Origin of the sequence: Legionella cherrii (assembly GCF_900635815.1) — a bacterium.
GTDB classification, from domain to species: domain Bacteria; phylum Pseudomonadota; class Gammaproteobacteria; order Legionellales; family Legionellaceae; genus Legionella; species Legionella cherrii.
On sequence record NZ_LR134173.1, the window covers coordinates 442,934 to 455,096 of the forward strand.

Consider the following 12,163-nt stretch of genomic DNA (forward strand, 5'->3'; position numbering starts at 1 on the left):
TGAGTTAACTGAAGAATATATCTCATAATCAATCTATTGAATTTTATGAGGACTAATATCAGGAGATGGCCAATGGAATTTTTGCGGCGCAAAAGAATGTTTCTCTTGATCATCGCAGTCCTGATTTGTCTTTACTTAATTCTAATGCCAAAAAAATTATCAAAAGAGCCTAAAATAAACCCTCAATCAAAACCTCCAATTGGTATAAAATTACCTAAACCCACATACACAAGTCATATCTCAATTGAAGAAGCATTGAAAAAACGTCGTTCGGTAAGACAGTATAAAAATGAAGCGATAACACTACAGCAAGTTGCACAATTGCTCTGGGCTTCGCAAGGGATGACCTCAAATAATGGCTTTCGTACAGCTCCTTCAGCAGGAGCTCTCTATCCATTGGAAGTTTATTTAGTGAGTGGAAATATAGAAAAATTACCACCAGGTATCTACCACTACATACCGACAAAGCATTTATTGCAAAAATTAAAAGAAGATGATGTACGGAATCAACTTGCTAAAGCAGCTTGGGGACAAAAAGCTATCCAATTAGGGGCTGTTGATATTGTTATAACAGCTGAATTTTCTCGAACAATAGATAAATATGGTGATAAAGGAACATCCTTTGTTTTTATGGAAGCAGGCCATGCAGCACAAAATATTTATTTGCAATCTGTATCATTAAATCTTGGCACTGTATCCATAGGAGCATTTGATGGAATTCAAGTTAAAGCAATCTTGGGTATCCAAGAAGAACCTTTGTATATTCTACCTATAGGGAAAATTTAAAAGGCAAGGCTACGTTGACTATACTCTCCTAGGGAGTATAGGAATTCCGTTCTAAATTTAGCTCCTTAATCATCAAGGCAAACTCAGACACACTGTGTGGCTCTGCCCAAAAATGCAAGCGATTTCTTTTCATTGCGCAAACATCACCTATATCACCAACATATTGGTTTATATCAGTATATTGCGGGTCTTCTTTTTTAAGCCTATTTTCAATAGCAACCAATAAGTTGATTTTCCATTCACTGTTCCTGATGGTTTGGCGACCATTTTGTTGGGTTGCTATATTGTTTTTAAGCGTATTGATGATCATTAATAATTTCTCGTTATTATTGACCTTCTCGGGTTTGTTTTGATGCACTTCCACTGGCAACTGGAGTTCTCGAGCGTTTATTTCTTCATTCTCTTGAACTGGAGCAGAAGGCTCACTAGGCATCATTGCTGGATGAAGGTGTTCAAGGCAAACAGCTTCTGAATACATCGCTACAATTTGATCAATTTTATCGATACACACTCTTCCTGGAACATGATTATCGATAGGCATCATTGAGGGCTGGAAACTCCCAGAGCAAATTGTATTGCCAAAGCAATAGTTAATAATCCCTTCGATCAAATCGATTTTGCTGACATTAAAATACTGACCAAAAAAATTTTGGCCATGAGATGCATCTGTGAGGGGAACTAAAATATTCCACTCCAAGTAATACAAAGGTTCTCTTTCAACTACCCATAATTCTTGTTCCATTTGACTGAGACACTCTTCAATTTCACTCACCTCAAAACTAAGTTTAAGGGCGCCTTCTTTTTTGATTTCAAAAGGTTGTCCAGTGTTTTTAATCTGTTGAATAAAAGCATGCACTCGTTCAATAATAATTTTCCTGGCCGTTTCTACCTGGTTTTTGTCAAAATTTAAAAGGCTGCTATGCAACGATTTGGTTGTTTGTGATTCACTAAATTGACTGGCGTTGGGTTCAATGACTAATTTGGTTTCCATAATATAGCAAAGGAAAGAAATGATAGCGGCATCTTATAGGAAATTAGCAAAGTGCTCTATATTTTTATTATGTGTATAAATAACCGAGCAAATAAAATCCACCTATAGAGAACAAAGTATAGGGTCATGAAACAGCATTGAATTTTGGATTTCACCATCAGTAAAAATAGAACGCCCCCCATTAGCTCATCGATTTTTCCTTATTATCCTTAACAAGAACATCATGGCTATTTTTCAATCAGATGAAATTATTAATGAACAGGTGCTATTATTTAAATAATAGTCTGTAACTTAAATACAAAATACCAATGAAAGACACTGTAAGTTTTTTCTTCTTAGGCACCGACTGTCATCGTAGTAAATATGAAGATGTACTGACTGCTTTTCATCAGGCAGCTGCTTCGGGAGCAGAACAGGCTGGATCCAAGGTTGCAACCCACCTGTTTGATGGCGTAGGTTCACAGCCGGATGCAACGTGTACCAATCATCCAACTCCTGGGCGATACATTTATGATCCCGTTAAAAAAACAAAAGTGAAAGCCACAGATGAAAAACTTGCGGGTATAAAAGACATTATGAAGTTGGTCACCGGCCGCTTACTGGGTGATGGAATGGATGATTTATTGTTTGAAGCAACTTTGTTTCTACAACAACTTATCCTTGAAAATGGTGGGGAAATGCCTAAAACCGTCAATTTGCATGGTTATAGCCGCGGCGCTGATGCCTGTGTGAGGTTAGCTAATTTACTGGATAATTTGTACCCTGATGTCAAGGTAAATTTATTTTTGGTTGACCATGTACCGGGTGCTGGGCGGGCAGATGATCCCAATTCCTATATTATTCCTAAAAACGTACAAAGACTCGAGACAGCAGTAATGTTGCATGAATACAAACCTGGTTTTGATCCTCAAGATAGAAGCAGGTATGTTTTTGCAAGCCCCCATACGACAAAAGTTGCTATAAAAGTGTATCCTGGTTGGCATGGTAAGGCGATGCTGTTAACTCCTGAGAAAAAAACGAATCATGTGCCAAAATTATTACATGATGATTTGTATCGCTTTTGTCAGGAAACAGGTAGTTTGGCTGAAAACGCCCCCCGCCCACCTTATAAGAAAGTCATGAATAATCAATGGACAAAATTTAAAGATAAGCCAGCTAAGCCATTACTCCCGCAGAAACGTTTTGAATATTACAATGAGATGCGAGATTGCTGGTGGCTCTACTCAAAAGGCACTGCCCTCCACGTTCGACAAGTTCTAAGTAACCATAAGCATTATAGTCAGGATCATCGTTTATTTGTGAATCAGGAACATGGAGAATTGTTTCAGAGATTGTATCCTAAGCTCTATCAATGGTTCTATGAAGGAAAGAGTATTGATGAAATAGAAGTACGTATGGAATTAAACCGATTGAGTGAGGAACACGATGAGTTTTACCAAAAATTTTGCAAAATTAATCATATTGAAGAGCCTGGCCCTTTACCTCAACCAAGAAAAGTAACCGTCTATTTTCGTCGTCCTTTGGGTGCGACTTTAGTCGATGATGAACGTTCTTTTCTTGAGCAAGCAATAATTTCAGTCACTAATTATGAAAAACATCTCAAGGAAACTAATTCAGCACCCATCAAATTTGCCCTAGACCGTCTACAGAAATGTTTGGATAAAACTGCCAATATGGATGACAAACGTGCAACGCCGATTTTAAAAAATGAACTAAGAAAGGCTGTTCATTTTTTAAAAAAAAACGATCAGCAAGAATCTTATTTATATCGTCAGTTAAGTAAAGTCTGTCACTCATTTCAATATATTGATGAGGTCAGTGATTTGCTTGCAGCTCATTTAGACAATAATCTTACACTTCATCCGGAACAACAAGAGTATATTACAAAGCTCAAATCAGAACTGAATGCAATCAAAGATGATCCTTACTTAAGTTATATGGAAAAAATGAAAGCAGCTAAATCTAAAGTCAGTAGCTTGTCATTACACCTGCAATCTTCTGATGATAAAGAGTTCTTGTATAATTTAGATGCATATACCCTGCCCGAACTTTTAAAATCGTTAAATCAGTTAAATGCTCCAGGCTTTTCTGAAAAAAGTGTAGCGAGCGATATTGCAAAGAAATTTGAAGCGTACTCTTTGCGCATCAAGTTTTGGGATGCTGTTCATAAGCTCTTATCTAATGTAATTACTCTTCCTCCATTTTTTTCAGCCAAAAAATCAGAATTAGCCCACCACATTTATTTGAAATTAAATGAACTCGATGAGGCTGGTCACGGCAATGATTTAGGGCAAATTTCAACAATACTTACCCAAGGACAACAGGAGTTACACGAAAACTACAGGGAAGAAGGAAAACTTTTTTTACGTGAGTTCGACAAAATTATGATTCAAGCACATGGCCAACTTAATCTGGAAATAAATGCTTTTCCTTTTACAGATGTTAACCCTCAAATCCCTCAAAATGCATAGTATATTGCTCTCATTATATTAGAGGACTTAAAAACAAGAGGCCTATTTTGGAAAATTCGGCTTGTTTTAAAGACCGTCTCTAAGCCATGTCAAATAATGATGAAGATTAAATATGTTTTGCTTATCAATTGTGCCTTGCTGAACATTTATAAATGAACAAATTGATTAAAATAAGATTATAAAATATACTGATATTATTCAAATCAAACACATTGGGTACCTTTGGTGCGAGAAAAATATCAATCTGACAGCCCCGCATGTTATTATAATATTGACCGCAAAGAAGCTGAAAAGCGTCTCCTCAATATGCCCTTTGGAACCTTTTTATTGCGTCCCAGTAGTCAACAAGATGCCGTCGCTGCATTGAGTATGGTGATAAGAGGAAAATCTTCAGATATTAAGGTGCTCCATTTGTTAGTCACCCAAAATCCAGCTGATGAGCATACGCTTACCCTGCAAAGTCACCCGGGCAATTTTCAAGATCTTAAAACAATGGTGCTACGACTTACCAGGGAGAGAAATTGGATTCCTTTAAATCAAATTGAAGCAGTGAAAGGAATGGACTGTCTGCGGGGCTCTTCTTTGATGTCGATGACGTGGAAACAATTGGATCTTAATGAACAGCAAATTGAAAAAGCGCTGACATCTAAGCCAATTGGAACATTCATTTTTTCCCTTGGAAAAATGAATAGCTCGCATTCTTGGGTGATGTCTCTCAAAATTAGTCAGTCTACTATTTGGGATATCGGGCTTTATATTAAGAAGAATGGTTTTTGTGAAAAATCTTTATTATTACCTGATAGCAGGCCGGTAATTGAAATTCCAAAATCAGTTAATGAAATTATTCGTTTTAATGGTGGCCGATATTTTGCAGATGAATGTACTTATAAATATTCTAAGGGAGAACTTATAAGCCAGCCAATATTTATCGAACCATTGAAGCTGAAGAAATCAACTATCGAAGGTTATATTAAATCAATCGAAGAAGGTAATGTAGAGGAAATTAAAAGTCTCTTTAAAAACCTATCTAAACTACAAAAGCGGGCATTGCTTAAGCTCCCTTTCTACATTCACCCCTCTAGTCAAGATAGGGATTTTAGCCAAGGCTACACCTCAAAACCAATTGATTTAGCAACTAGCCCGGAAATGAAAGATTTTCTACATAAAGAAGAAGAGAAACTCAATAATTTGACGCAACATGCGCTTGTGGGAATGTTTAAGGGAAATGCGTTGCCTAAAGATGTTGCTCGCATCATTGCGAGCTATTTGGATTTTACCGATGGCTTGCACATTTCTCAAACAAGTAAAGAGTTACATAAAGACGCAAACTCTGATACAGAGGAACATAAACCTAAGTGTTAAGGCAGAACTTCATCTTCAGGTCCAAAAACATTTGCAAATCGAACCGCCCTCCCCCCCTTTTTTTTCCTTTGGGGAAAGTCATTTTATTGCAAAAACCATCATAATAAAAACCTTCACTGTCTTTATAATGTCTTAAGTCCTTTTTCAATGATAGAAAGTCCAATTTCCAAATCGTTTACATCAGTAGAAAGCGGCATGAGGAGACGAATTACATTTCCATATCCTCCACAGCTAAGCACTACCAGCCCATGTTCCAAACAAAATCGTGTTAATCGGTCTGCTGCTGCTTTATTTGGTTCTTTAGTGGTTTTATCTTCCACAAGTTCAATGGCTTGCATAACACCCAAACCACGAAAATCACCGACTAGTTCATAATTTTCCTTAAATCCAGAAAGCTGAGTGTGAAGTACTTTTGAAAGAGTAGCGACATGTTTCAAAAGCGCTCCTTCCTCAAAGATTTTGAATACTTCTAGAGCGGCCGCACAACTCAGTGGATTTCCTCCAAAGGTTCCGCCCAACCCACCGACCATTGCAGCATCCATCATTTCCGCTTTGCCGGTTACCGCAGCAAGCACCGTCCCCCCCCCTAGTCCTTTTGCTGAAACAGTAAGATCAGGATCCACGCCCATAGTCTGCATCGCAAATAGGTTGCCAGTACGTCCGAAACCTGATTGAATTTCATCGGCAATGAACACCATGTTGTTCGCCGTACAAAACTCTCGAAGTTTTTGTAAAAAAAGGGCTGGAAATTGTATGAATCCCCCCTCACCTAACACGGGCTCTAAAATCACTGCCGCAACATTTTCAACACCCACTCGAAAATTAACGAGCTCAGCAAAATCATGAAAACACTCTTCGACACAATTTGTTCCCGGCCAACGATACTCATAAGGAATGGGTGCCCGATGAATTTCTGAAAGAAATGGACCAAATCCATGCTTGTAGGGTTTATTCTTTGCGGTAAGTGCCATCGCCATGTAAGTACGGCCATGATAAGCATGATCAAAACAAATCACTGCTTGCTTTCCGGTATAGGCACGCGCCACTTTAATCGCATTTTCTACCGCTTCAGCACCTGAATTCAACAGGATTGATTTTTTTTCAAAATTCCCCGGAGTGTGATAGTTTAATTTTTCACACACCTTAATATAGCCTTCATAAGGAAGAATATTAAAACTCGTGTGCATGAATTTATCAGCCTGTGCCTTGAGTGCATTGACCACCGTATCGGGACAGTGTCCTGTATTCACCACACCGATTCCCGATGAGAAATCCAGAAATACATTACCATCTACATCTTCTACAAACGAGCCTTTTGCTCGTTCCACAAAGATGGGAGTCGCATGAAATGGACCTCGAGCAACATGTCTATGACGTTGTTCCATCAACACTTGAGATTTTGGTCCTGGTATTTGTGTTTTAATATTAATTTGATTCATTAGTACCACCCAATTGGTGCATCCTCTAGATTAATATTCACCTGCTTGACTTCAAGATAGCTTTCGATTCCATATAGACCTAACTCGCGACCTGCTCCACTTTGTTTGTATCCACCCCAGGGCATTTCATTATGCGTTGGATGGTAGTGATTAACCCAAAGAATGCCAGCACGAATTTGAGAGGTCACGCGATGAGCACGAGTAAGATCCTTAGTCCACACAGCTGCTGCTAAACCATACTCGGTATCGTTTGCAATTTGAATGGCTTCCTCTTCCGTATCAAAAGGGATGACTGCAAGTACTGGACCAAAAATTTCCTCTCGAGCGATGCGCATGGCGGGTGTCACCTCATCAAAAATAGTTGGCTCAAGAAAATTTCCTTTTGCAAAAGCCTCGCCGCTAGGACGTTTGCCGCCACAAATCAATTTTGCGCCTTCATCAATTCCTATCTTGATGTACTGTTCTACCTTTTCGCGGTGAGCACTGGAAACCAGTGGCCCCATTTTCACCCCATCATCTAAACCATGCCCCAGCTTGATATTGGGAATTTTTTTCAACATCCCATCTAAGATTTTTTTGTGAATGGAACGCTCAACAAGCAAGCGGGAACCCGCAGAGCATACCTCACCTTGATTAGCAAAAGCCCCAAAAAGAGCCCCGTCAATTGCCATCTCAAGATCGCAGTCTGCAAAGACGATATTGGGATTTTTTCCTCCAAGCTCTAATGTTATTCGCTTCAGATTTCCCGTGGCAGCTTGCATTATTTTTTTGCCGGTTACAGTTCCCCCGGTGAATGCCACTTTATCCACCATCGAATTCATGGCTAATTCTTCACCTACTTGCGCACCAGGACCAGTAATGAGATTCACAACGCCTGCTGGAAATCCACATTGATCAATCAGCTTAAATAACTCAAGCGCAGTGATTGGTGTCAGTTCTGATGGCTTTAATATTACGGTATTGCCTGCTGCCAGTGCTGGGGCAAGCTTCCAAGCGGCCATCAGTAGAGGGAAATTCCAGGGAATGATTTGCCCACACACCCCGATAGGCTCCCGTACCACATAACTGAATGAATTCGCTGGAACCGACATTGTTTCACCATGAATTTTAGTAGCGAGTCCCGCGTAAAATTCAAAACAATTGGCTGCATCGGTTACATCATACTCAGCTTCGGCCAAAGGTTTTCCGCAGTTTCGTGTTTCCAGCTCGGCTAACCTTTTTGCATTGACACGAATCAAATCGGCAATCTTGAATAGCAGTTTGCTTCGTTCAAGCGCTAAGGTATTTTTCCACCCACCGTTATCGAAGGCCTTACGCGCCGCTTTGATTGCGAGCACAACATCTTCCTTGCCACTTTCTGGAACTGTTGCAAGCAATTGGCCATTACCGGGATCAATAATATCGCGAGTAGCTCCGCTTTTGGCAGAAGTAAATTTTCCATCAATATACATTTCATAATTTTTCATCTGTTAAATCCCTTTGTATGCAGTGCGTTAAGTTCTTTGCTACTCGATTTGGTTCTGTCGTAAAAAGCGCTTCATCAAATATAATATAGATAGGAGAAGACTGTAAATTAACTCATTGTATTTATAAAAAATAAGAAACTGCGAAAAATTACGGTTTCACACAATGGAGTATTTCAGCCGCTAATCGTATTCAATTAAAATTTAGAATGAGATTATCTTTGTGAGCTATACTTAAAATTAAAATGAGGTAGCTCAATGAAATGCTTTGAAATTTGTACCTCTACTAACTAAAAATAGATCACTCTATTTGGGGGAATTATGGATAAATCAGCAACTCAAATAGTATTTAATAATAAAATTCTAATTCTTGGGTTTGGAAGTATTGGCCAAGCCATATTACCGCTTTTATTTCAATGCATTAAATTAGACCCATCTCAAATCCACATCCTATCAAAACATACTTTTGGTGCCGATGTAGCGAACCATTTTCGCGTCACATTCGATGAACGTGCGGTTAAAGAAAATAATTACCGAGAACTTTTATCCTCTATCCTCAAACCTGGTGATTTTTTGTTAAATCTATCCGTCGGAGTTTCCACTATTGATTTAATCAAATATTGCCAGGCAAATAAAATACTCTATTTGGATGCTGCCGCTGAACCTTGGGCAGAAAGGCATAACGAAAATAATCCTCTACTCTCTAATTATGCTTTACGTGATGCGACCTTACAGCATAAAAAGAAAGGACCTACCGCTGTTTTAACCCATGGAGCGAATCCTGGATTGGTATCTCACTTTCTGAAACAAGCCTTATGGAATTTAGCGAAAGACAATAAGTGGAATGGCGATCGACCACAAAAATCTGTGGAATGGGCTCAATTAGCCCATGATCTTGAGATCAAAACGATTCATATTTCGGAACATGATACGCAAATTTCCTCTCAAACAAAAAAAACGGATGAATTTATAAATACCTGGTCAGTCGAGGGTTTAATCTCTGAAGCGCTTCGACCTGCTGAACTAGGCTGGGGCAGCCATGAACGTCATTGGCCTCATGATGCCAATCATCACCACTTTGGCTCGAAGTGTGGCATATATCTTAGTCAGCCAGGAGCAGAGACTCAAGTGCGTACTTGGACCCCTAACTCTGGCCCCATTCATGGTTATTTAATTACTCATGCTGAGTCTTTATCAATCGCCGAATATTTAACCCTAGAAAAAGACAGTAAAGTGTATTACAGGCCAACTGTTCATTATGCTTATCAGCCCTGTCCTGATGCGGTGTTGTCTCTAAAAGAGCTCGTGCAAAGAAAATACAAACCGCAAACAGAAAAACGAATTATGTTAAACGAAATTGTTGATGGTACCGATGAACTCGGGGTTTTATTAATGGGAAATAAAAACGGAGCTTATTGGTATGGCTCTCATCTATCCATACATGAAGCGAGAGAAATAGTCAGCCATAATAGTGCGACAAGCTTACAAGTTGCAGCTGGAGTTTTATCGGGTGTGATTTGGGCTATTAAAAATCCAGAACGTGGAATTATAGAACCCGATGATATGGACCATGAATATATTCTGAGTATAGCCCGCCCTTATCTTGGAAAAGTCGGTGGTTATTATACCGATTGGACGCCTCTAAAAGATAGAGACCATTCAGATAATCAATATATGGATCAAAGTGACCCCTGGCAGTTTATTAATATTCGCATTGATGCGGGATAGAAAAATCTCTTAGGATAGATCATAAATGATGAGAAAATCCGTTTCAAATTCCAGTTTAGCGTTATTGAGCTTTTCAGCCTTGGGAATTGTTTTTGGCGATATTGGCACAAGTCCGCTTTATACCTTCAAAACCGTGTTAGCCCTCATGGGGGGTACGCTCGACACCAATGCAATACTAGGCTCTCTTTCGCTCATTGTATGGACACTAATCATGGTGACCACAATTAAATATGTCTATTTTGCCATGCGTATTGATAACGATGGCGAAGGAGGCATTTTAGCATTAATGTCATTGCTGGGTGTAAAGCTCCATACCAGGCCCATAATTATTGCGGTGGGATTATTTGGGGCGGCGCTTATTTATGGTGATGGTGCCATTACTCCAGCAATCTCGGTCCTTTCCGCATTAGAAGGTTTAAATATAATTACACCTTCCTTTACTCCTTATGTTGTTCCATTATCCATTGCCATTCTCATTGCGCTTTTCGCCATTCAGTTCAAAGGAACAGCGAAGATTGGCAAAATCTTTGGACCAGTGATGGGAACATGGTTCCTCACTCTGGGTATTTTAGGATTATGGGGTATTATTCAGCATCCTTCAGTACTGAAAGCACTTAATCCCTCTTACGGTCTTGACTATCTGCTTTCCCATGGTCTCAAAGGATTTCTAGTATTAGGTGGCGTATTTTTATGTGTTACCGGAGCGGAAGCCCTCTATGCAGACATGGGACACTTTGGAGCGACACCCATTCGTCTTGCATGGTTGGGACTTGTATTTCCAAGTCTTGTGCTTAATTATGCGGGGCAAGCGGCATTGGTGTTAGAAGGGGTACCATTATCCGATAATATTTTCTATCGCCTATGTCCCCCCATCGCGATGATACCCCTTGTGATATTAGCAACGATTGCCACCATTATTGCCAGTCAATCCATCATTAGCGGTACATTTTCTATGACTCGTCAAGCGATCCAGTTGGGATGGCTGCCAAGATTACGCATCACCCAAACCTCCTCTGAAGGATATGGACAGATCTATATTGGCGTTGCAAACTGGTTGCTTATGATCGCAACCGTTGGTCTGATTATAGCGTTTAAAAAGTCAGATAATCTGGCGGCAGCTTATGGCGTAGCGGTATCCGCAACAATGCTTGCGACATCTACGCTGCTGTTCATCGCTTTTCGTGAAGTATGGAATTGGAGTATTCTGAGAACAGGAATAATTATCGGTATCTTTTTAATAATTGATAGCGCATTTTTCGCTGCGAATTTATCAAAGTTTATGGAAGGTGGCTATGTGCCGGTTATTTTCGCTATTTTTGTATATGGGATTATGCTCATTTGGCATTCAGGAACAAAAGCGGTGTCGCAACGGCTGGGTGAAGCAGTAGTTCCTATCAAAACCTTTATGAAGCATATCGCAGAAGAACAAATTGCCCGCGTGCCAGGGACCGCTGTTTTCCTAACCCGGACATCCGAAGATGCGCCTTCGGCATTGATCTGGCATGTCAGACAAAATCGTGCTTTGCAGAAAAAGGTTTTTATTTTAAGGATAGACACCAGGTCAATTCCTTGGGTAAAAAGCACCGAACGAATCACCTTAAAGAAAATTTATCCTAATGTCTGGCGAATTGTTGCCTCCTATGGATTTATGGAGCGTCCTAACGTACCCAGAGTGATGCGACAAGTCATGAGCAAAAATGATCTGGACCTTAATAACATTATCTACTATGTGGGACATGCAAAAATTATCTCCCGTGAGAAAGGAAGAAATAGATTGCCAACATGGGTAGGTAAGCTCTACGCCTTTATGCAGCGTAATGCATTACATGAAAGTGAATATTTTCAGCTTTCTCCTGATGCAGTTGTGGAAATTGGTAGACAAGTGGATGTTTAGACAAAGTGGTGTTGAAATAACCTGTTTAA

At 39.7% G+C, this 12,163-nt stretch carries 8 protein-coding genes; 5 read left to right on the forward strand and 3 right to left on the reverse strand.

Annotated features, from left to right (window positions below; translation table 11 throughout):
* Positions 1-72: 72 nt before the first annotated feature.
* Positions 73-786 carry a SagB/ThcOx family dehydrogenase gene (locus EL022_RS01880; protein WP_028381689.1) on the forward strand — a complete coding sequence of 238 codons (714 nt, stop codon included), beginning with the start codon at positions 73-75 and terminating at the stop codon, positions 784-786.
* Positions 787-814: 28 nt separating this feature from the next.
* Here EL022_RS01880 and EL022_RS01885 read toward each other — a convergent pair whose 3' ends face one another.
* Positions 815-1,777 (reverse strand): thioredoxin domain-containing protein, encoded by a 963-nt coding sequence (locus tag EL022_RS01885; RefSeq protein WP_028381688.1) that lies wholly within the window; start codon positions 1,775-1,777, stop codon positions 815-817.
* A gap of 308 nt (positions 1,778-2,085) precedes the next feature.
* Here EL022_RS01885 and EL022_RS01890 point away from each other — a divergent pair, with 308 nt between their 5' ends.
* Together EL022_RS01890 and EL022_RS01895 are read left to right on the forward strand one after the other, a co-directional pair.
* Complete coding sequence (locus tag EL022_RS01890) at positions 2,086-4,248, forward strand: DUF5621 domain-containing protein (protein ID WP_028381687.1); 2,163 nt, start codon at positions 2,086-2,088, stop codon at positions 4,246-4,248.
* A 411-nt stretch (positions 4,249-4,659) separates the two neighbouring features.
* Positions 4,660-5,610, forward strand: coding sequence for an F-box protein (locus EL022_RS01895; protein WP_337589266.1), 951 nt, complete (start codon positions 4,660-4,662; stop codon positions 5,608-5,610).
* Between the two features lie 122 nt (positions 5,611-5,732).
* On the opposite strand, the gene gabT is transcribed toward EL022_RS01895, so the two are convergent.
* Positions 5,733-7,049, reverse strand: a complete 1,317-nt coding sequence (gene gabT, locus EL022_RS01900) for a 4-aminobutyrate--2-oxoglutarate transaminase (RefSeq protein ID WP_028381685.1) — start codon at positions 7,047-7,049, stop codon at positions 5,733-5,735.
* Entirely contained in the window at positions 7,049-8,515 is a 1,467-nt protein-coding gene (locus EL022_RS01905; RefSeq protein WP_028381684.1) for an aldehyde dehydrogenase family protein, read from the reverse strand. The genes gabT and EL022_RS01905 overlap by 1 nt, the downstream gene beginning before the upstream one ends.
* Before the next feature lie 318 nt (positions 8,516-8,833).
* On the opposite strand from EL022_RS01905, the gene EL022_RS01910 reads away from it, so the two are divergent.
* A complete protein-coding gene (locus EL022_RS01910; protein ID WP_035901085.1) occupies positions 8,834-10,240 on the forward strand; it encodes a saccharopine dehydrogenase C-terminal domain-containing protein in 1,407 nt (468 codons plus the stop codon).
* Positions 10,241-10,265: 25 nt separating this feature from the next.
* Positions 10,266-12,134, forward strand: coding sequence for a potassium transporter Kup (locus tag EL022_RS01915; protein ID WP_162151245.1), 1,869 nt, complete (start codon positions 10,266-10,268; stop codon positions 12,132-12,134).
* Positions 12,135-12,163: the final 29 nt, after the last annotated feature.

Coding starts and splice junctions, on each gene's coding strand:
- EL022_RS01890 (WP_028381687.1), top strand. CDS start 2,086: ATGAAAGACACTGTAAGTTTTTTCTTCTTAGGCACCGACTGTCATCGT.
- EL022_RS01885 (WP_028381688.1), bottom strand. CDS start 1,777: ATGGAAACCAAATTAGTCATTGAACCCAACGCCAGTCAATTTAGTGAA.
- gabT (WP_028381685.1), bottom strand. CDS start 7,049: ATGAATCAAATTAATATTAAAACACAAATACCAGGACCAAAATCTCAA.
- EL022_RS01915 (WP_162151245.1), top strand. CDS start 10,266: ATGATGAGAAAATCCGTTTCAAATTCCAGTTTAGCGTTATTGAGCTTT.
- EL022_RS01880 (WP_028381689.1), top strand. CDS start 73: ATGGAATTTTTGCGGCGCAAAAGAATGTTTCTCTTGATCATCGCAGTC.
- EL022_RS01910 (WP_035901085.1), top strand. CDS start 8,834: ATGGATAAATCAGCAACTCAAATAGTATTTAATAATAAAATTCTAATT.
- EL022_RS01905 (WP_028381684.1), bottom strand. CDS start 8,515: ATGAAAAATTATGAAATGTATATTGATGGAAAATTTACTTCTGCCAAA.